This is a genomic window from Vibrio sp. R12-SW3-ISO1, assembly GCF_059834005.1.
In genome coordinates, this window is sequence record NZ_JCBDGK010000005.1 from 15,052 (window position 1) to 33,781 (window position 18,730).

Genomic DNA, 18,730 nt, shown 5'->3' on the forward strand with positions numbered 1-18,730 from the left:
GCTTCGGATAGTACACCATTTCAAGCAGGGGATAAACTAGCAACGATTGATTGCACCATTACACTCCTACATTTTCATTACACTGTCCATCATCTGGTTGAATGCAAAGCGCTGCACACACTGATCATCGAGTTGGTAATAGGTTGTTTTCTCGGTGCTATCATAACGCTTAATCACATCAATAAAGATCTCCGCATTTCGCACCGCAGAGGGCAGTGCATGGCCGCCGGTCATGTGAAGCGCGAGCTTAAGCTCGCGGCAACTCATTGGCTTGGGGTAAGCGCCCAACAACACCTCAAGCAATTCTCTCGGTCTGCCGCTGGCCCGGGTGATGTACAGGCTTAAAATGTGTTTTTGCTCGGTGAGTGATAACAAGTCTTTCATGATGCTTCCTCCCCTTTCTTTTGCTCCTCCGCACGGCTGCGCTTACGCGCTTTGATCAAACCTTGAATGCGCTCTTCAAACGGGTGAGTTTGCCCTTTGGCGTGATACTCGCGGACTAACTTATCCACAGCGCGCAGGGGTGGCGCTGCCTGCCTATAACCCTCTTTATTACTCTTTAACTGAGAGATTCTCGGTGCAGTTGCTGCACGGGGTGGGGGTGAAGACTTTGCTTCCTCTCCGGTGCACGTGCCGTCTAGTTCAACGTGCAAATGGGCAGGCGTGTAGAGCTGGTACAAGTTACTGCGCTGGCGGCCGCGTTTATCAAAGCGGTGCACCAGTTCGATAAAGCCTTGCTCCTCTAGCCGTTTGATGTGCTCTTTCACTGTGCGCAGCGAGACTTCGCAATAGAGCGCTAAATACTGGTAAGAGGGAAAGCAGCGGCCATGCACATCGGCGTTATCGGCCAGCTTAAGTAAGATCAATTTGCTGATAGGCGATCCGGTTTTGGCTTTCATCAGGGTGGCGACTAGGGTGTGGCTCATGGGCGCTCCTCGGTTTTGTTATTGGAATGTAAACAACAAACAAAACAGCCTCTTATTGATTAGGGTTGGCCATACGGCAGAAATGCCGCGCGAGTTGGTGAGGTTGCAAGCCGCTTCACGCCTGGTCATGCTTTGGCTCATTGGATATGCATCTAATTTTGTACACGCTCGCATTTTTGGCCTTGATCTAGCAGGCTGTATAAATCACCAGAATTTCACCAACCCTAATGGCGAAAGGTCGCGTAGAGTGTCGCCTCCTGATTGAGAAGGGAGTTGCTATGCCTGTGTGTCACCAATGCAGTGAATGGGCGATTCGTCGCCTCTGCTACGTGTATTCCCCCTTTGACCCAACCCTAGAGGAGATCTACTTCCCTATTTCGACTTACCCGCACAGCCCCATCAGCCGTGAGGGGTTTATCGCCCTAATTGCCCAGGCCCAACGCGCAGAGCCACTAGGCTATGAGCTCACCTACTTCATGTGGGTAAAAGGCTGTAATTTGACAAACCTTGCCAAGCAATCCGGCGAGGCGTTGCCAACGCTCGAGCGCGCCATGAACGCCTTTATCAACACGCTCACCACCCTCTACACCGAACACCCATAACCCATAACCCATTACCCATTACCCACCACCATCATGAGGAAAACCGATGCCCCCAACTTCAACAAACCACACCTCACTACCCGTCACCCCTGCACATAATCCACACTGCCCCCTAAACACAATCACCGTGCATTGCAGCGCGACTCGTGCCGAGCAAGACATTGGCGCCAGCACCATACGCGCTTGGCACCGAGCAAAAGGATGGCGAGATATTGGCTATCACTTTGTGATCACGCGTGCTGGAAAAGTCGAGACAGGCCGCCCGCTGTCACACATCGGCGCCCATGTGCGTGGCCACAACCGCGGCAATATTGGCATTTGTGTGGTGGGCGGGTGTGATGAGCGAGGCGGCGCGCAAGACAACTTCACCCTCGCCCAGCGCAAAGCGCTGTTTGCGTTAATCGAGCGGCTGCAGCAAGCACATGACATTAGCGATGAGCAGGTCAAACCGCACCACGCCTTTGCCAACAAAGCCTGCCCGGTAATGGTGCTTCACCCTGTCCAATCCGTTTCTGTGGTTAAACAAACTAACAAGGAGACCCTATGAGCCTTTGGAGCCGTATTTTTGGTAGCCCGTCGTTTATCGATAAAAGCCTAGAAGCCCTAACCGACACAGGAGATGCGATGTTTTTCACCAACGAAGAGAAAGCCAAGCACAAACTCGCCCTGCTCAAAGCGTTTGAACCGTTTAAATTGGTTCAACGTTATATTGTGCTGCTGTTTACCATCCCTTATGTGTTGCTCCATTCGATGGTAGTGATCGGCTGTATGCACGGGTTTGAGTGGCAACCCATCAGCGAGATGATCAATGAGGCGTTCGGGTACCCGGTTTTAGCGGCGATTGGGTTGTATTTGACGGGAGGGGTGGTTAAGAAGAGTTCTTAAAAGTTCCTAGTGGAAAAGAAGTTCCTAGTTCCTAGAGGTTAGTTCCTAGTGGAAAACAAGTGCCTAGTTCCTAGAATTGGATGCGTAAAAGTGGATTTGTCTATCGTTCAAGCAGCGCTCTGGGGCTTTACCCTGTTTGACGCAATCCCCCCTGCCCCTCTAGGAACTAGGTTCTAGGAACTTATCCCCAGTACCTGATATACTTCGCCCATAACGAACAATTTCTAGGCTGAGGTAAACAAACGTATGATCATCGTAACGGGTGGCGCGGGCATGATTGGCAGTAATATTGTCAAGGCGCTGAATGAGCAAGGTATTAACGATATTTTGGTGGTCGATAACCTGAAGAACGGCAAAAAGTTTCAGAACTTAGTGGATCTGGATATTGCTGATTACATGGATAGAGACGACTTCCTTGTCCAGATCATGGCAGGTGAGAACTTTGGCCCGATTGAAGCCATTTTCCATGAGGGCGCGTGCTCTGCGACTACCGAGTGGGATGGCAAGTACATGATGCTCAACAACTACGAGTACTCCAAAGAGCTGCTGCACTACTGCCTAGATAGAGAGATCCCGTTCCTTTATGCCTCCTCAGCCGCCACCTACGGTGAGACCGACACCTTTATTGAAGAGAAAGAGTACGAAGGCGCACTCAATGTGTACGGCTACTCCAAACAGCAGTTTGATAACTACGTAAGACGCGTGTGGGAAGATGCCAAAGCACACGGCGAGACGCTCTCTCAAGTGACCGGATTCCGTTACTTTAACGTCTACGGCCCACGTGAGCAGCACAAAGGCTCGATGGCCTCTGTCGCGTTCCACCTTAACAACCAGATGAACGCAGGCGAAAATCCGAAACTGTTCGCCGGTAGCGAGCACTTCAAGCGTGATTTCGTCTACGTTGGTGATGTGGCGGCCGTGAACTTGTGGTTCTTTGAGCATGGCGTATCAGGGATTTTTAACCTTGGTACGGGTAATGCGGAATCGTTTGAAGAGGTGGCGAAAGCCGTGATCAAGTACCACGGCAAAGGCGAGATTGAGACGATTCCGTTCCCAGAACATTTAAAAGGCGCGTACCAAGAGTACACTCAAGCGGATCTAACAAAACTGCGCGCAGCGGGCTGTGAGCATGCGTTTAAGACGGTGGCGGAAGGAGTCGCGGAGTATATGGGGTTGGTGAATAAGTAACGGGTAATGGGTTGTGGGTAATGGGTGAGAGCCTAGTTCCTAGTTCCTAGTTCCTAGTTCCTAGTTCCTAGTTCCTGGAAGAGTATCGGGTATTTATGAGTTCAATTCGAAACGATTTTGATCCTAAGGCGTATAATCCGACGTTTCGCCGAGCGTTTCTTGCGCCTAAATATTGGGGGCTTTGGCTTGGGTTATTGGTTGGGTTGCCGATTGCGCTGCTGCCGAATAGGGCGAGAGTGGCGATTGCGCGAGTTATTGCCGATAAAATGGTGAAGAAGCGCAAAGGGTCGGTCCAAAAAGCGCGAATTAATTTGGCGTTGTGTTTTCCTGAGCGCTCGGAGGCAGAGCGAGAAGCCATACTGCATGAGTGCTTACTTACTGCAGGGACGTTTCTACTTGGGTTTGCGGCTATCTCACTGCGCAGTAAACAGTGGTTAGAAAAGCACTCAGTCATTAAAGGATTAGAGCACTTAGAGCAGCTTCAGCAAGACGGGCAAAGTGCCATCTTATTGGTGCCTCATTCTTGGGCGATTGATATTCCGGCCATTTTGTTAGCCTCGCGCGGTTTTCCTGTCTCGGCGATGGCCAATAGCCAGAAAAATCCGGTGACAGACTGGCTGATGCACAAGCAGCGGGTTCAATACGGTGGCCGAGTGTATGACAGAAGCGGCGGCATTAAACCCTTTATCAAATCCGTAAAAGACGGTTACCTCGGTTACTACTTGCCTGATCAAGACCATGGGCCGGAACAGAGTGTGTTTGTGGATTTTTTTGCTACAGAGAAAGCCACGCTGCCTGGCCTTGGCAAGCTCGCGAAAGTCAGCCGCGCAAAAATTGTCCCAACGTTTGCCAGTTACAATACCCAAACGGGCCAATACGAAATTGAGATCTTGCCGCCGATGGACGAGTTTTCCGGTGATGATGTTCAAGATGCACGAGCAATGAATGAAGTCGTCGAAACCTTCGTCACGCCAAAACCAGAGCAATACATGTGGATCTTAAAGCTGTTGAAAACGCAGCGAGATGGTAATGATCCGTACGTAGGCTACTAATCGCTCGTCTGCTCATAGACATAAGCAAATCAAGCGATAAACCTTTATCTAGTCAAACAAGGGAGCACGATGGCTCCCTTTTTGTTTATTTTGTGTAGGGCAAACGTTTAAAGTCTTTAATAATCTCACCAAGGTTTGGGTTCAACACCGCACCGTTGACCACTTTTTCATACTGCGCCACGTACGCTTTTGCCATCACATTGGCGTTGAAGTGATCGCGCGCGTACTCGTGGCAAGTGTGAGGTAGATAGCGCTGAGCCTCTTTCACCGCCGCAACCAGCGCGGCCTCATCAGCGGATAAAACCCCCACCTGCTCATTAACCAGTTCCGGCAAAGATCCATAAGGCGTAGCAAAGACTGGGCAGCCAAAATACAAACTTTCGGTGATCGCCAAACCAAACGGCTCATGCCAGGTGACGGGGAAAATCAGCCCTTTTGAGCGTGTCATAATCTGAGATTTTGTTGTGTCATCCACCATGCCTAAAAAGCGCACGTGTCTATCGAGCGTGCAGCGAAACCCCATTTTGAAGTTCAAACGGTGCCCACCTAATACATCGAGAGACTGATTCGCCTTCTTAGTGATATCAATCGCACCTTGTACGTTCTTCACTCGCCACGCGGCCTTACCCAAGAAATGGAAACGCTCTCGTTTCGCATTCAAGTCGGGCTTGAGGTAGTTGTCCCAATTTAAGCCGTTGTAAACAAAGGCCTGCGCACCGTGGTTTTGTGCGTGTTGCGAGGAAACAAAAATGGTATTGCGGTCAATCGGGCCTGACGAGTTGCCATGTTGAGTGATCACATAGGGGCAGGGAACGGGCTCCGGCTGGCTATGAAAATGCACCACATCGATGTTTTGCGGAAGTTGCTCTGCGACCGGGCGATCCGGTTGGTACTCAATCACCGTTGCCCATTCACACTGCGTGCCTTTACCGGCCAATAAGGTCACCTTGTGGCCGAGCAAGTGCAGAGCGTACACAAGATCCCAGATCACGCGTTCGGTGCCGCCATAGTTTTTTACCGGCAAAGTCGCTTGGGTATAAATTAAGATATTCATCATCAATGGGAGGTCTGGTTGGTTTTCGACAAAATGGCTTGATGCACGCAAGCAGGCACAAACTCTTGTACCTCTCCGCCATGAATCGCGACTTCTCTTACCAGAGTCGAGGAGAGAAACGCAAACTCTTCAGAAGGGGTGAGAAACAAACTTTCTAGCCCGGGTTTTAAACGGCGGTACATAGTGGTTAGGCCAAACTCATATTCAAAGTCCATCGTCGTACGTAACCCGCGTACTAAAATAGTGGCGCTTTGCTCAGTGGCAAAATCCACTAATAGGCCGCTAAACCCTTTAACAGAGACATTGCACACCCCTTGACAGGTTTCTTTGAGCAACGCGACTCGCTCATCAAGGCTAAACAAGGTATTTTTGCTCGGGCTTTCGGCAACGCCCACCACCAAGTGATCAAACATCTTGGCGGCGCGTTGAATTAAATCAAAATGTCCATTCGTAACTGGATCAAATGTACCTGGGTAAACAGCAATACGCATCATCGTCCTTATTTATCTGTCTTCGGTGGAGTGGGTATGTGTGAGAACTGAACTGGATAATGTGAGAGCAAATCATCCAAAGTGCGTTTCACTTCCTCTACGGAGATTTGCGCCATCAGGTCTTTGCCTTTGACACGGCTACCCCAAGGCAGCTCGTCAACTGGTTTGCCATATTGCTGCTGCGCAATCTGCTCATACACAGAAACCACAAAACGCTGGCTGTAGTATGGCCCCGTTCTCTTAGGGTTGCTGTGCGCGTATAGCCCGATAACGGGCGTCGATTGTGTCGTGGCAATATGGGCTGGGCCAGAGTCAGGGGCGAGCACACAATGCGCCCGAGCCAACACAGCCGTAAGCGCCTTTAGGTTGGTTTGGCCGACGAGGTTAGTCACGGGTACAGACATCTTGTCAGTGATGCTCTGCGCCAGCGCTTTTTCTCGCTCGGTTGGCGCACCACACAATACAATATGCAACCCTTGCGCATGGGCGTAGTCGGCCACCTCCGCGTAACGCTCGGCGAGCCAGTTTCTGTCGTCTTTACTTGCCGCAGGGCTTATCACCAAGTATGGGTGCTCAAGCGTCTTCACGATGGATTGATCTTGTTCACTAACAGGGATTGACCACTTAGGCGGCGCTTCTGGGCAGCCAAGAAAGCGCGCAAACTCAGCAAAGTTATCCAAAACATGCTCGGCGTGAGTCGCGGACAATTTTTTATTGGTAAATAACCACTGCCCTTCTTTCACTCTTGCCCAACTAAACCCGACTTTGGTGCGCGCGCGAATGCCCGCCGAGAGTAAACTAGCCCTTAGTGCCACTTGCATGTGGAGTAAATAATCAAAACGCTCCCCTTTAAGGGCGTGCCAGACGGCTCTCATCCCCTGCCAGCCCTGCTTTTTGTCAAAGACCACCACCTTCACACCGGGGAGATCGCCAAACAGCTGCGCTTCTATTTTTCCCATTACCCAAGTGATTTGGCAATCGGGGTAGGTGCGTTGAATCTGCTGAACAATTGCCAGCGCGTGGCAGGTATCGCCAATGGCGGAGAGGCGCAGAATGCAGATGGATTGGGGTGAAGACACTGCCATCCTAGTTCACCACTTTGATCGGGATAGCGTCAAACACCGCTTCAACCACTTGTTCAGGCTGAATATCCGTTAGACATGGTGAGTAGAGATCATCACTAATTTGGCATTTGTTTTTATAACACGGCACACATGAGCGCTGCGACTGAAGCAGCGTTACATTACCTTGTGTCTGTTTTGCCGTGCCATTTTGATAAAGGTGGCGATCTCGTTCCACGGGCATGTGATATGGCCAGGGTGACCACATGCTGGCTGGAGCCACGCTGATGATAGACACAATCGGTATCGGATAGCCAGATGCCATATGCCCTGGGCCACTGTCTGGGCCCACAAAACCTTGGCTACGCTTTAACAATGTAGACGTTTGCGCCAGTGAAAGTTGCCCTACCACATTAATCAATTTAGCAGACGCTGGTAACTGCTCGACTATCTGCGCAACGATCTGTTCGTCCCGCTCACCTGCTCCGGTCAACACCACATGATAATCATGCGACAGAAGCTGCTCTACCGTCTTAATCCAATAGTGCACAGGCCACTGTTTTATCTCGTTGGAAGAAGGCGCATGAACAACCACATACTGCTCAGGCAAACAGGAGGAAACCGACTCTGGTAATGGCGCTTCAGGAGAAACTAACTGAGGCTCAATATCCACATCAATCAAGTCGAGGATTCTCGCCATGCGACTCATTTTATGCTCAAAGTTGTGAGTTTCACGAATATAGTGAGTGAACAACCATTTCTTAAGCCATGCGCCAGGCAACGTCTCGTCCACCGCTCCAATTCTCTGCTTGCCAAAAAACCAACTGTATATGGCGGTTCTGTCGTTGAGCATTTCATTGACCACCAAGTCGTATCGACCGTGCTGCTTGCGAAGGGCAAAGAAATCTCGCAAGCTTGGTCTCGGCGGAATCTCGACCAGATTATCGACATCGGGATTGGTGCCAAACACCATCTCGCCGCGGGCATTAACTAACACGTCAATTTGCGCATTTGGGTATGCCTTGCGTAAACTTCGCGTAAACGTGGTGATCAGCAGACTATCGCCGATACAGTGTGTAGCGATAACTAATATTTTTTGATAGCGTTGCGAGCGGCTCATTAACTCTGGGTCGTTTGTGATACTCTGTGGCTAAGTATGCCACAGACTACCCTAACCTCGACAGTGATTCATGTTTAGTACAAAACAAATCGGCGGAGCCAAAACCGCTTGCACCCACTATTGGTACGATCCTGAACGCCTTGCGGAACCCGTTGAACAGGCCTTTTCCGTCTCGTTTTGGCAAGAACAAGGGCGTATTCTTGGCTCCGCAAAAGGCAGGGGCACCACTTGGTTTGTTCAAGGTGATAACGGCGCCTATGCGCTTCGCCATTACTATCGTGGTGGATTATGGGGAAAAGTGGTCAAAGATAAGTATCACTTCACCGGCTGGGAGAACACTCGCGCGTATCAAGAACTCATGCTACTCAATCAGCTGCGCGAACACCAAGTCAACGTACCACAACCCATTGCAGCGAAAGTCACCCGCTCCGGATGGACTTACCGTGCCGATATTCTGATCAGTCAAATACCCAACGCGCAAGATTTGGTTGGGCTGCTATCTAAACACGAAATGTCACCCGAGCTTTACCAGCACATAGGTCAGCAAATACGCAAAATGCACGATGCCAATATCAATCATACGGATCTCAACATCCACAACATTTTGATTGATGAGCATAACAAGGTGTGGATTATTGACTTTGATAAGTGCTATCAGCAAGCGGGCAATGATTGGAAAGGTGATAATATGGCGCGTTTGAAGCGCTCTTTTGAGAAAGAACAGAAAATCAAAGGGATCTATTGGATTGAAGACAATTGGTCTCAAATTCGAACTGGTTACAAAAATAGATGAGTATTCAATATATGAAAACTTTAGTTTTCCTTGGCTATAAAGAAGACTACGAACAAGTAGAAATACAACGCCTTTCAAAAATTCATGACACTCATCACGTTGAAGTAAGAAAATTCACAAAACGTATCATTTCTAATCTCTTTTTTTTCAACAAAAGAATTCAACATTGGTTTTACTCGAAAATAATTGAGAAGAAAATAAAAAACTTTAATAACATTGACTGTATATTTATTACGGATTCAATCAAACACATAAGAGCGACTAAAAATGTAAATGCTAGAAAGGTGATTACATTTAGAAACATTTTTAACGGATCTTTTTTGGATGAACTAGGCGGATTTGAGGTTTACAGCTTCAATGAAAGTGACTGTTTAAACTATGGCTTTCACCATATAACTCTTCCCGCACCAAGCCTTTATTCACTTGAAAACATAGAGCTTAAACAAGAGTACGATATCTCTTTTGTAGGATTGGATAAAGGAAGGGCTAGTTTATTAAATGACATCAAAACATCTCTCTTAGATTGCGGTATTCATTGTAATATTTCCATAATTAACAACGGAAAACAGCTAAGTTATGAAAACTACTTGCAAAAACTACTGAACGCAAAAGCCGTTTTAGAAATCACTATTGATGGACAAAACGCAAGTACCATGAGGGTAGTAGAAGCACTGCACGCTCAGCGTAAAGTTATCACAAACAATCCATCGATAAAAAAACATCCTCTGTATCATCCAGACAATATTCTACTTTTCAACGATATAGAAGACCTTAAAAATGGAGTAGTTCAATTCTTGAACACCCCATTGAAAAAATCACAATGCAATACCGAAGCATATAAAGTGGAAAAAACCTACGAACAGTTAATTAATTTACCCAAAGAGATATATTCAATCGGAAGATCACAAAAAAGAAAATCTAGTTAATATTAGACTATATCACGTAATCCTATTACTCTTCCTTTAATCCTAGTAATTTGCGTATTTTTTTCTTTTTCTTATAAATGTGCCCACGAATAACCTCAATAAAAGGGCGGGTAAAGCTAACCGATTGAGCGAGCTTAACCTGTTCTTCAAATGGCTTGTCGCCGTGACAAGTAAAAAATCTTTCTAGTACTTTGCGGCCCCAATCTTTTCGGCCACTCGTAGAGTAGTGATTAAGCCAAGGTTTCGCGGGAATAAGCTCTGTTTGTTGTCTCAATGCTTCTGACAGAGCAAACTGCTCTAGAGTATGTGCATGACAACCCGCGTCACGTAACGCAAGCATAATGTCATCAGCACAATCTAAACTCTCGACCTGCTTACCTGTGACCCCAATCACTGCAGATGCCCACATGGTTGACTCTGGTGTCACCGTATAGGTTTCTCCACTCTTGAGCTTAAAAGCGCGCCCTTTGATCTGTCCATACTCGTTTGAGTCTGGAAGGCTATTGATGTTCACTTCGGGAAAATACATCAAGGAACACTTGGCCGTTATCGTGTCAAAATAGATATTAGTTGACTGCTTAAAATAGGTGTCTGCATCTAAAAAAACCAGTTTATCTTCCACGCCAAGTGATAATGCATCAGCCAAGAATCGAAGACCTCGGTTTTTGATCCGGAAGTGATACTGATTATTCAAGCTCCACTCTAATTTTTGCTGAGGAGAAATACCAAAAACCTTGATTGGCATTCCATTAAAGTGATCTGTTTGCTCTGCCAACACCACAACTTCAGGGCGCGTGGAAGCATCCCCCTGCCACTGCGATAAAAACGACAATATACCAAAGCGAGCCCCGAGGTAGTATGTAGGGTCATTGCCGTAGACGACGTAAACTAAATAACTCTTGGATACCATATTACCCTCCACCTAGAATTTCTTCACGCCAGTAAAGAGTGATTTTTGCTTTCTACTAATATGGCTGCGCACATGGGTTCGGTAGTTTTCTTTAAACCAACTGCGCACTTCAGCATACAGCCCAGAACGACGACCACTTAATTCACTAGAAAAAATACCGATTTTACTGCCTTGCCTCACGATAGGAGGATGTGTCCAATAAATATTGTAACCTACCTCTTCTCTTACATTCCCTATTAGCCCATCAATAGGAGCATCTGTAACCGTGCTCTCTAAATACTGGACCATCTTCTTAGCAAACGACAAATCATAAACCAACCCCCCGGTCAGTTTATTCGTACTACAAACGTAAAGGGACTGATTATGTTTACGGATGGAAAATGGAACAAGATTAGACGCTTCTTCGATGTTAATGACATAGTTTTCTTCATTACCCACCTCGTCAATAAATGTCTGAAGATGCTGACAGAAGTGCTCATCAAGCAAAGCATCATCTTCTAAAACCAATACATGAGGGATCTCATTTTCCACTACTTTTTTCATAACGAGGTAGTGCTTATAGAGGCAAGACATCTGGGGTAGCGACAAGTTGTGGGAGAAAAAGTTATCTCTAATGTCTTGTGATAAATCATCAATATCACCTTTTAGCATATACTCGTATTCTGTAATCCCTCTTTGAGGAAGGTGAGTGTCGATATGCTCTCTTCTATCCTCGTAGCCCTTACTGACATGAATGATGAAGGTTTTGATCATGGTGAATTCTCTATTAAACGTTGAATGAGGTTTAGGGTGTTATCTAAGGCACCCTGATTTCTTAGCACTATATCATAGCCAGCGCCACCATCGAGGACTGGGGCAGAAGCATACATCATCAGCTGCTCGGCAATCTCTTGCTCATCACTGACTACAGCCAGAGCCTTCGCTTGGATAAGCTGCTCGGCAAGATCTGCAAAGTTGTAATAGCTGGGGCCAGTCAAACACGGCTTAGATAAGACCGCAGGTTCAATGAAGTTATGTCCACCGACTTTGCGGCCGACTAAACTCCCCCCCATAAACACGATATCGCTGGCAGCAAGCAAGCACATCATTTCGCCCATAGTGTCGGCCAAGTACACGTCGGTTTGCTCTGACGTTGGCGTCGTCTTCTGATGAGAACGCCTTTCTACCGTTAAACCGTGCTGAGCTGCGCTTGTTGCGACATCATCAAAACGCTCTGGATGGCGGGGCACCAACATCAAGAGCAGATTGGGCAACTGCTTTTTAGCCAGCTGATAAGCGCGAAATAGGATTTCATCTTCACCATTGTGGGTGCTTGCGCCAATCCAGACCAACCTTGACGTGCCAAGCTTCTCTCTAAGCTGTTGGCCAAGACGCTGCGTGTTGGGGTTCACTGTGATGTCGTATTTCAAAGAGCCCGTCGTCGTGACGTTTTTGGCGCCCAACTGCCTAAACCTGGCTGAGTCATCCTCATGAACGCTCAACACGTGCTGAACGCATTGTAATACTGGCGTCATTAGCGAGCGCAACCGGTGATAGTGGCGCTGCGATTTGTCAGATAGACGGCCGTTGACTAATACTATCGGAACCTGCCGCTTCGAAACGGTGTGAAGCGTATTCGGCCACAGTTCTGTTTCAATGATCAACATGATGTCGGCTTGAATCGTGGTAAGGAAGCGGTTCACACACCAACCAAAGTCGATCGGCATATAGCGATGCTCTACGCCCATCTTCGCCACTTGCTCAGCACCGGTACTGGTGGTGGTGGTGACAAGAACGCGCTTGTTGGGGTAACGCTGCTTGAGTGTCAACACCAGTTTTTTGCTCGCCAACACCTCACCTACAGAGACGGCATGCACCCAAATCACGCCGCTAGAGGTTTTTTCATCCTCAGCCAGCGGCGGGGTAAAGCCAAAATGCTCTTTCCAGCGAGGGCCAAATTCGGGTTTGTTTGGCCTTTTTCGATACAGCCCCCAAAGTAACAGTGGGCTGACTAACGCAAGAAGCAGAGTGTAGAGAGCTCGCATCAAATCAAACGCTCGGCTTGAGAGTGGCCGCCCTCAAACTGGTGAATGGCACTGATCACTCGCTGGGGATCAAGCTCAACTAAGCACTTAAGATGCTGCTTGGGACAGGTACGTTCAAAACACGGACGGCAATCAATATCCGTATTAAGTATTGCCAGTTTTTTGGTCAGTGGCGGCGTGTATTTCGGTGAACTCGACCCATAAACCGCGACGACATTGCAACCCACCGCCGCCGCAACGTGCATAAGGCCAGAGTCATTACTCACGACGGTGTGGCACGCACCAATAAGATCCACCGCCTGAATAAGACTGGTATTTCCGGCTAAGTTGAAACAGTGGCCTTGCTTCTCTTTGGGGACCTGCTGAATGATTTGTTCGGTGACTTCTCGGTCTTTCGCTGAGCCAAACAACCACACCTGATACCCCCGGCCAATCATCTCAGCCGCAACGGTAGCAAAATGTTGATCTGGCCAGCGCTTCGCCGGGCCAAATTCTGCGCCAGGGCACAACCCTAAAATTGGCCGTTCTCGATTGAGCCCCAAAACGTGCATGGCTTGCGATTGAGCCTCAGGCACCACCGTTAAATGAGGGTAAGGTAAATCTTGCAAAGCACCTAAACATCCGCTCCCCGTCATCTCACTCTTTGGGTGAGCAAGCGCGACATAGCGCTCAAGCATGTATTGGAAGGCTTTCTTGTTACTGCGGATGTCATTGAGTAACCCGTAGCGCATTTCACCCTTCCAACCCACGCGTCGTTTGATGTGAGCAAAAAAGGGGATGAGAGCCGACTTTGCTGAGTTGGGCAGCACATAGGCGGCGTCGTAGGCGTTCGTTTTCAGTGATTTTCCTAACCGGTAGCGCGTCGCCAAATCAAACTGACCGTGACCCAGTGGCATCTCAAGTGCTTGGTTCACTTGCGGCATTCGCTCCAAAATCGGTTTACACCAAGCAGGGGCGAGAACGTCGATCTTCGCCTCAGGGTATTGTCGCATTAACTCAATGTATAACCCCTGCGACATCACCATATCGCCCACCCATGATGGGCCAATTACTAATATGTTCATTGCTTACTCTTTCTCAGTCAGCTTTTAAGCTGGCCAGACAATTCGAAATATCGCTCTAGTGTCTTAATACACACGAGTTTCTCAAGTTCTTCATCTTGAAATGGTTTGATATAGGCGTGAGCGTTCTTAACGATCTGTTCTGCTTTCTCAGGGTTCGCCAAGTAGTACTCTATCTTTTCATCAAAGTCTGACCAATCGTCTTTGACTTCAATATAATGCACGCCCGGCTCAAGCGTCCCTTCCATAAACCAAGTTTCATATTTCATCTTAGGCGTGATGACCACAGAATTCGAAGACATCGCCCATTTCAGGTTTGAAGCCACATCATTGCCTTCCAAGCAAATCAAAAACTTGTACTGAAGTTGCTCTTCGATCGACATAAAAGGCTTTTGCCATTCCGGATGCTCGTCTGATGGATTCGATTGCCCGGCATCGACGCGAGGGTGTTCAAACATCGCCTTCATAAAGCGAATTCGATGCGGCTGCGTGACGGCACCGCGAAACACCGCCATATCTTTCTTTTCAGCGAAGCTCAGTTTGTCGTCCACAAAGCGAAAGTGGCGGCGCTTATCAAGCTTAAACAAAACGGAGTTACTGTTCTTCCCTGCTATCGGGCGAGCTTTAAACAAGGTCGGGATAGGTTCAATGTGCGTTTCGTCACCAAAATAGTAGGCGAATCGAAAATGCTTGGGGAAGTAGTGGAGAAACTCTTTAAGATCGAAGTAATACGACGTGTAACCTTTGCGCTTGTACTCCGAAATCGCCGTGCAGTCTTTGGGTAAAGTGAACGAGGTCAGTCCCTTGGTGTAGTAATTAACTCGCTGCTCAATATCACTCAGAGAAGCACTATGTCGCCGGGCAAGCGTCTGGGCAACATGGTTAAAATAGGATTTTGGCAATATCTCAAGAGCGAGATGTTTCAGGTAATATAAAATTTTCATTCTCTAAACTTATTGACTTAAGGAGAAAACCAATCACAACAAAATAGAGCACAGCCGTGTCTCCATTTCTAAAAGGAGAGTCGATTAAGCAGCAAAGGCCCCAGCAGATTATTGGCAAAATAATCAGAAACTTAAACCCATACGATTTACGAAAAGATTCGTAAATAGGATAAAAGAATAAAACCAGTAATGCGACAAATCCTAACAACCCAGAAGTGGCTAGTTTATCTATGTAATTATTGTGAAGATGCCCATTTGTAACATAAGCCATACCTTCACGAGTCAAGTTAACTTTTTCAACATCTTCTATTGTGATTGTTCCCACACCCAACCAAGGGTTTGAAATAAAAACTTCCCAACCCGCAAGATACATTTGTAATCGCCATCCCATCGATGAGTCCAAATTGCCATCACGCAGCATGTTCCACTCATTGATAGTTGCATAGTAACGAACAAGTAAGTCATTAAACCCGAACCAAACTACAGTCAAAAAGATGACAAAAAAACATCCTCCAACTCTCAAAGGAATTTCTCTTTTATATAGCAATATGGAGAAAATCAAAATAGCCAAAGCAATAGTTACAACAATTGGACCTCTAGATTGAGTCAGCAATACAGAAAGGAAAAAGAACAGAAATGAAACTATTATTGCTGTATAGCTTTTACCTTTAAAATCATAAAATAAAAAAGATAAAGCGATAATAGAAAGAAAGCTTTGATGTGTCGCCAGGGGTATGGGATTCGTAGGAAAGTCCATACGCCCAGCATCCAAGACCAAAGCGTAATATAACATCATAAAGCCAGAACTAAGTGACGAAAGCAAGACCAAATATTGAACATCCCTTACTTGCACTTTGTGAATCTGACTCACTACTAGTATAACAAATGCAGTCCAAAGCGCTCTAACTTCTTGACTGCTTCCACCATGAAAAAAATAATGGAATGAAGAAAGCACAGACAAAATAAGAAGCAGTTTTGACCAACCACTATAGCCAAAAATAAATGACTTTGAATGCGAAATAAAAATCGGAATTGAAGAAATAAAACAAATAATAGCCATGGCGGCTAAAGGCTTGTTTCCTTGAGGCATCCATATCATTCCAGCAAACAACCAAACCACCGTTACTGAGAATATAAAAAAGTGAATTCGCTCAAAGATCTTTTTTTCTATCATTATTCATCACTACAAATTAGCTACAAAAATTAACTGAAACAACACATATGATATCTAACTATCGTTCATAGAGTAATGTTGTTTTAGCATAAACTTATTGTTGACACCCACCACAATAAAACGTATTCCTCTGCCCAATTTTGAGCTCTTCAATCGGCTCGCCGCAGGTTGGGCAGGGCTTTCCGGCTTTGCCGTAGACTTGTAGCTCTTGAGCAAAGTAGCCGGGCTTGCCGTCAGCTTGGGCGAAATCTTTTAGCGTTGTGCCGCCTTGTTTGATGGCGGTCGCCAGTACGGCTTTGATGTCGCCAACCAGTTGCTGCCACTCTGGCAGAGATAAACTGCCCGCCGCTCGGCTGGGGTGGATTTTAGCACTAAATAGCGACTCATTGGCGTAAATATTGCCCACCCCGACCACGACTTTGTTGTCCATAATAAACTGCTTGACGACAACGCGCTTGTTAACGGCTTTTTGTAGCAGGTATTCGGCGTTAAATGCCTCGGTCAGCGGCTCTGGGCCGCAGTTGGCGAGTACGGTGTGCTGCCCGTCCTCACTCCATAGCCACGCCCCAAAGCGGCGCGGATCGTTGTAGCGCAGCACTTTACCATTCGAGAGTTTTAGATCCACGTGATCATGTTTACCTGCCGGGATCTCAGCATCCAACACTCGCAGCGAGCCAGACATGCCCAAGTGCACAATCGCACAGCCCACTTGAGTTTCAATCAGCAGATATTTGGCGCGTCGCGTAATGGTTTGAATCACTTGCCCTTCGAGTTGAGCCAGCTCTGCGGGGATCGCCCAACGCAGTTTGGGCGTTCGAATGGTGATTTTGGCGACGGTTTGGCCGATAAGGTGGGGCGATATCCCCATCCGGCTCACTTCGACTTCGGGTAATTCTGGCATGGGTGTAAATTCCTAGTTTTGAGTGCCTAGTGCCTAGTGCCTAGTGCCTAGTGCCTAGTGCCTAGTGCCTAGTGCCTAGTGCCTAGTGCCTAGAAAAGTATGTCTGAGCCCCCAGTCAAGTCAACCCCCTCTAGGAACTATCAACTAGGAACTAGGAACTTTCATCAACTAGGAACTCCCCTCAATACCGCGGTTGTAGGAAATCGGGATCCACGGTGATCGCAATCCAATCGTCTTGCCAGTTTTTCAGTAGCCAAAATTGTTCGGTTTTGTACAGCGTGATGCGGTGGGGCTCATCTAGACCCTGATACCAGACTTCGATGGTTTCTGGATTGCCGAGACTGGCTTGCATGGTGTCGAAATTTTCTGGCGATACCAATGTCCCCTCAATCGAACGCCAGCGCTCGATGATGTCTGGCGGTGGAACGTCATCTTTCAATTTTGCGTTGGAGACCAGTTTGCCGTCTTTAAGCTCAATTTCCACGCCGCGATAATAGAGCGCGCTGACAGGGTAATTAGGGTTGAGTAACTTGGGTAATTTGGGCAGCGCCGTCTGCGACTCGCTCGATAGTGATGCATCCGACACGGCCGGCGTCGAGGGCTCGCCAATTAAGTACGCTTTGATGAGCGACGGGGCATTGAGAATCACCATAAAGGCGATGATGCCAAGGATAAGCCAGTTGTTCCAACGGCGGCGTTTAGCAATGGAAGCTCGAGGCATAGGGCGCTCCTAGATGACAGTTTCTAGTCACTAGAATATCGTTGATAAGTAAAAGTTCCTAGTTCCTAGATCCTAGTGCCTAGAGAAAAAGCCAAACATCAGCCTAGTTCGTAGAGAAAAACAAAATCTTAAATATTCCATCCTCTAGGAACTAGGCACTCGCCTCTAGGAACTCAAATATCCCACCCTCTAGGAACTAGGCACTCGTGTAGTGGTACGGTGAATTTGGCCACCTGATTAGAGGTGTTAAGATACACCTCATAGCATGACAGGTGAAACTATGACCAAGCGTACCAGACGCACTTTCAGTGCGGAGTTCAAACTCGAAGCAGCGCAACTTGTTCTCGACCAAAACTACACCGTTGTTGAAGCCGCCAAAGCCATGGGGGTGGGTAAATCGACAATGGATAAGTGGGTAAGGCAGCTCAAGCAAGAAAGAAAGGGAGTGGCTCCTCAAGCCTCACCTATGACACCAGAGCAAATTGAGATACGAGAGCTGAAGAAGAAACTTGCTCGCCTTGAAGAGCACAATGAAATATTAAAAAAGGCTACAGCTCTCTTGATGTCGGACTCACTGAACAACTCTCGATAATCGAGAAACTCAGGCAGAGCTTTAGCGTTACCACCTTATGTCATGTGTTCAGTATCCACCGCAGCAGTTACAAATACTGGCGTTGTCGCCCTAAACATGTTTCTCCAGAGTTGGTGAAACTCAAGAGTCTTATTAAAGAAGTTCATACGGCAAGCAACGGCTCTGCGGGTGCGAGAAGCATTGCCGACATGGTGACGGCTCAAGGTGTAAAACTTACACGTTATCGAGCTTCTAAGATGATGAAATTATTAGGGCTGGTAAGCTGCCAAACACCGAAGCACCGATATCGAAAGGCATCACAAGAA

The 18,730-nt window shown here is 47.4% G+C and carries 20 protein-coding genes and 2 pseudogenes; 8 read left to right on the forward strand and 14 right to left on the reverse strand.

Annotated elements, in window-relative coordinates:
• Window positions 1-66: 66 nt before the first annotated feature.
• Window positions 67-384 carry a hypothetical protein gene (locus AC6R0R_RS01270; protein WP_500625407.1) on the reverse strand — a complete coding sequence of 106 codons (318 nt, stop codon included), beginning with the start codon at window positions 382-384 and terminating at the stop codon, window positions 67-69.
• Window positions 385-641: 257 nt separating this feature from the next.
• Window positions 642-926 (reverse strand): annotated as a pseudogene (locus tag AC6R0R_RS01275) (helix-turn-helix domain-containing protein); the annotation flags it as partial.
• A gap of 278 nt (window positions 927-1,204) precedes the next feature.
• Between AC6R0R_RS01275 and AC6R0R_RS01280 the strand changes: the two are divergent.
• The 5 genes from AC6R0R_RS01280 to lpxM all read left to right on the forward strand — a co-directional run bounded on the left by AC6R0R_RS01280 (window position 1,205) and on the right by lpxM (window position 4,653).
• Window positions 1,205-1,528, forward strand: a complete 324-nt coding sequence (locus AC6R0R_RS01280; RefSeq protein ID WP_500625408.1) for a hypothetical protein — start codon at window positions 1,205-1,207, stop codon at window positions 1,526-1,528.
• A 46-nt stretch (window positions 1,529-1,574) separates the two neighbouring features.
• Window positions 1,575-2,075, forward strand: coding sequence for an N-acetylmuramoyl-L-alanine amidase (locus tag AC6R0R_RS01285; RefSeq protein ID WP_500625409.1), 501 nt, complete (start codon window positions 1,575-1,577; stop codon window positions 2,073-2,075).
• Window positions 2,072-2,413 carry a hypothetical protein gene (locus AC6R0R_RS01290; protein WP_500625410.1) on the forward strand — a complete coding sequence of 114 codons (342 nt, stop codon included), beginning with the start codon at window positions 2,072-2,074 and terminating at the stop codon, window positions 2,411-2,413. The genes AC6R0R_RS01285 and AC6R0R_RS01290 overlap by 4 nt, the downstream gene beginning before the upstream one ends.
• 246 nt (window positions 2,414-2,659) lie before the next feature.
• The gene (gene rfaD / locus AC6R0R_RS01295; protein WP_500625411.1) at window positions 2,660-3,601 is read left to right on the forward strand and encodes an ADP-glyceromanno-heptose 6-epimerase; all 942 of its coding nucleotides are present in this window, start codon (window positions 2,660-2,662) and stop codon (window positions 3,599-3,601) included.
• 95 nt (window positions 3,602-3,696) lie between these two features.
• Complete coding sequence (lpxM, locus tag AC6R0R_RS01300; RefSeq protein ID WP_500625412.1) at window positions 3,697-4,653, forward strand: lauroyl-Kdo(2)-lipid IV(A) myristoyltransferase; 957 nt, start codon at window positions 3,697-3,699, stop codon at window positions 4,651-4,653.
• An 85-nt stretch (window positions 4,654-4,738) separates the two neighbouring features.
• Here lpxM and AC6R0R_RS01305 read toward each other — a convergent pair whose 3' ends face one another.
• Genes AC6R0R_RS01305 through AC6R0R_RS01320 form a run of 4 tightly spaced genes read right to left on the reverse strand, consistent with a single transcriptional unit; the run spans window position 4,739 to window position 8,379 of the window.
• Window positions 4,739-5,710 carry a glycosyltransferase gene (locus AC6R0R_RS01305; protein WP_500625413.1) on the reverse strand — a complete coding sequence of 324 codons (972 nt, stop codon included), beginning with the start codon at window positions 5,708-5,710 and terminating at the stop codon, window positions 4,739-4,741.
• Window positions 5,710-6,198, reverse strand: a complete 489-nt coding sequence (gene coaD, locus AC6R0R_RS01310; RefSeq protein WP_500625414.1) for a pantetheine-phosphate adenylyltransferase — start codon at window positions 6,196-6,198, stop codon at window positions 5,710-5,712. The genes AC6R0R_RS01305 and coaD overlap by 1 nt, the downstream gene beginning before the upstream one ends.
• Window positions 6,199-6,206: 8 nt before the next feature.
• On the reverse strand, window positions 6,207-7,283 hold the full coding sequence (locus AC6R0R_RS01315; protein WP_500625415.1) for a glycosyltransferase family 9 protein: 1,077 nt from the start codon (window positions 7,281-7,283) through the stop codon (window positions 6,207-6,209).
• A 1-nt stretch (window position 7,284) separates the two neighbouring features.
• Window positions 7,285-8,379, reverse strand: a complete 1,095-nt coding sequence (locus AC6R0R_RS01320) for a glycosyltransferase family 9 protein (RefSeq protein WP_500625416.1) — start codon at window positions 8,377-8,379, stop codon at window positions 7,285-7,287.
• A 70-nt stretch (window positions 8,380-8,449) separates the two neighbouring features.
• Here AC6R0R_RS01320 and AC6R0R_RS01325 point away from each other — a divergent pair, with 70 nt between their 5' ends.
• Window positions 8,450-9,172, forward strand: a complete 723-nt coding sequence (locus AC6R0R_RS01325) for a 3-deoxy-D-manno-octulosonic acid kinase (RefSeq protein ID WP_500625417.1) — start codon at window positions 8,450-8,452, stop codon at window positions 9,170-9,172.
• An 11-nt stretch (window positions 9,173-9,183) separates the two neighbouring features.
• Complete coding sequence (locus AC6R0R_RS01330; protein WP_500625418.1) at window positions 9,184-10,098, forward strand: WaaS/CpsH family glycosyltransferase; 915 nt, start codon at window positions 9,184-9,186, stop codon at window positions 10,096-10,098.
• A gap of 25 nt (window positions 10,099-10,123) precedes the next feature.
• Here AC6R0R_RS01330 and AC6R0R_RS01335 read toward each other — a convergent pair whose 3' ends face one another.
• The 8 genes from AC6R0R_RS01335 to AC6R0R_RS01370 form a co-directional block, all read right to left on the reverse strand.
• A complete protein-coding gene (locus AC6R0R_RS01335) occupies window positions 10,124-11,008 on the reverse strand; it encodes a hypothetical protein (RefSeq protein ID WP_500625419.1) in 885 nt (294 codons plus the stop codon).
• Window positions 11,009-11,020: 12 nt separating this feature from the next.
• Window positions 11,021-11,761, reverse strand: coding sequence for a glycosyltransferase family 25 protein (locus AC6R0R_RS01340; RefSeq protein WP_500625420.1), 741 nt, complete (start codon window positions 11,759-11,761; stop codon window positions 11,021-11,023).
• Window positions 11,758-13,032: a lipid IV(A) 3-deoxy-D-manno-octulosonic acid transferase gene (waaA, locus tag AC6R0R_RS01345; protein ID WP_500625421.1), complete on the reverse strand. Its 1,275-nt coding sequence runs from the start codon at window positions 13,030-13,032 to the stop codon at window positions 11,758-11,760. Before waaA ends, AC6R0R_RS01340 begins: the two co-directional genes overlap by 4 nt.
• Window positions 13,032-14,096 carry a lipopolysaccharide heptosyltransferase II gene (gene waaF, locus AC6R0R_RS01350; protein ID WP_500625422.1) on the reverse strand — a complete coding sequence of 355 codons (1,065 nt, stop codon included), beginning with the start codon at window positions 14,094-14,096 and terminating at the stop codon, window positions 13,032-13,034. The genes waaA and waaF overlap by 1 nt, the downstream gene beginning before the upstream one ends.
• A gap of 17 nt (window positions 14,097-14,113) precedes the next feature.
• The gene (locus tag AC6R0R_RS01355; RefSeq protein ID WP_500625423.1) at window positions 14,114-15,037 is read right to left on the reverse strand and encodes a glycosyl transferase family 90; all 924 of its coding nucleotides are present in this window, start codon (window positions 15,035-15,037) and stop codon (window positions 14,114-14,116) included.
• Entirely contained in the window at window positions 15,000-16,211 is a 1,212-nt protein-coding gene (locus AC6R0R_RS01360; protein ID WP_500625424.1) for an O-antigen ligase family protein, read from the reverse strand. The genes AC6R0R_RS01355 and AC6R0R_RS01360 overlap by 38 nt, the downstream gene beginning before the upstream one ends.
• 94 nt (window positions 16,212-16,305) lie before the next feature.
• Window positions 16,306-17,112: a bifunctional DNA-formamidopyrimidine glycosylase/DNA-(apurinic or apyrimidinic site) lyase gene (gene mutM, locus AC6R0R_RS01365; protein ID WP_500625425.1), complete on the reverse strand. Its 807-nt coding sequence runs from the start codon at window positions 17,110-17,112 to the stop codon at window positions 16,306-16,308.
• A gap of 181 nt (window positions 17,113-17,293) precedes the next feature.
• A complete protein-coding gene (locus AC6R0R_RS01370; RefSeq protein ID WP_500625426.1) occupies window positions 17,294-17,833 on the reverse strand; it encodes a hypothetical protein in 540 nt (179 codons plus the stop codon).
• Between the two features lie 280 nt (window positions 17,834-18,113).
• On the opposite strand from AC6R0R_RS01370, the pseudogene AC6R0R_RS01375 reads away from it, so the two are divergent.
• Window positions 18,114-18,730: pseudogene (locus AC6R0R_RS01375) on the forward strand (transposase); the annotation flags it as partial.

What these genes read in the sequence shown, in the direction of transcription:
- AC6R0R_RS01305 (WP_500625413.1), bottom strand. Translation starts at nt 5,710, where the DNA reads ATGATGAATATCTTAATTTATACCCAAGCGACTTTGCCGGTAAAAAAC.
- AC6R0R_RS01290 (WP_500625410.1), top strand. Translation starts at nt 2,072, where the DNA reads ATGAGCCTTTGGAGCCGTATTTTTGGTAGCCCGTCGTTTATCGATAAA.
- AC6R0R_RS01360 (WP_500625424.1), bottom strand. Translation starts at nt 16,211, where the DNA reads ATGATAGAAAAAAAGATCTTTGAGCGAATTCACTTTTTTATATTCTCA.
- AC6R0R_RS01330 (WP_500625418.1), top strand. Translation starts at nt 9,184, where the DNA reads ATGAAAACTTTAGTTTTCCTTGGCTATAAAGAAGACTACGAACAAGTA.
- waaA (WP_500625421.1), bottom strand. Translation starts at nt 13,032, where the DNA reads ATGCGAGCTCTCTACACTCTGCTTCTTGCGTTAGTCAGCCCACTGTTA.
- rfaD (WP_500625411.1), top strand. Translation starts at nt 2,660, where the DNA reads ATGATCATCGTAACGGGTGGCGCGGGCATGATTGGCAGTAATATTGTC.
- AC6R0R_RS01325 (WP_500625417.1), top strand. Translation starts at nt 8,450, where the DNA reads ATGTTTAGTACAAAACAAATCGGCGGAGCCAAAACCGCTTGCACCCAC.
- AC6R0R_RS01335 (WP_500625419.1), bottom strand. Translation starts at nt 11,008, where the DNA reads ATGGTATCCAAGAGTTATTTAGTTTACGTCGTCTACGGCAATGACCCT.
- AC6R0R_RS01280 (WP_500625408.1), top strand. Translation starts at nt 1,205, where the DNA reads ATGCCTGTGTGTCACCAATGCAGTGAATGGGCGATTCGTCGCCTCTGC.
- AC6R0R_RS01315 (WP_500625415.1), bottom strand. Translation starts at nt 7,283, where the DNA reads ATGGCAGTGTCTTCACCCCAATCCATCTGCATTCTGCGCCTCTCCGCC.
- AC6R0R_RS01320 (WP_500625416.1), bottom strand. Translation starts at nt 8,379, where the DNA reads ATGAGCCGCTCGCAACGCTATCAAAAAATATTAGTTATCGCTACACAC.
- lpxM (WP_500625412.1), top strand. Translation starts at nt 3,697, where the DNA reads ATGAGTTCAATTCGAAACGATTTTGATCCTAAGGCGTATAATCCGACG.
- AC6R0R_RS01270 (WP_500625407.1), bottom strand. Translation starts at nt 384, where the DNA reads ATGAAAGACTTGTTATCACTCACCGAGCAAAAACACATTTTAAGCCTG.
- waaF (WP_500625422.1), bottom strand. Translation starts at nt 14,096, where the DNA reads ATGAACATATTAGTAATTGGCCCATCATGGGTGGGCGATATGGTGATG.
- AC6R0R_RS01355 (WP_500625423.1), bottom strand. Translation starts at nt 15,037, where the DNA reads ATGAAAATTTTATATTACCTGAAACATCTCGCTCTTGAGATATTGCCA.
- mutM (WP_500625425.1), bottom strand. Translation starts at nt 17,112, where the DNA reads ATGCCAGAATTACCCGAAGTCGAAGTGAGCCGGATGGGGATATCGCCC.
- AC6R0R_RS01340 (WP_500625420.1), bottom strand. Translation starts at nt 11,761, where the DNA reads ATGATCAAAACCTTCATCATTCATGTCAGTAAGGGCTACGAGGATAGA.
- AC6R0R_RS01285 (WP_500625409.1), top strand. Translation starts at nt 1,575, where the DNA reads ATGCCCCCAACTTCAACAAACCACACCTCACTACCCGTCACCCCTGCA.
- coaD (WP_500625414.1), bottom strand. Translation starts at nt 6,198, where the DNA reads ATGCGTATTGCTGTTTACCCAGGTACATTTGATCCAGTTACGAATGGA.
- AC6R0R_RS01370 (WP_500625426.1), bottom strand. Translation starts at nt 17,833, where the DNA reads ATGCCTCGAGCTTCCATTGCTAAACGCCGCCGTTGGAACAACTGGCTT.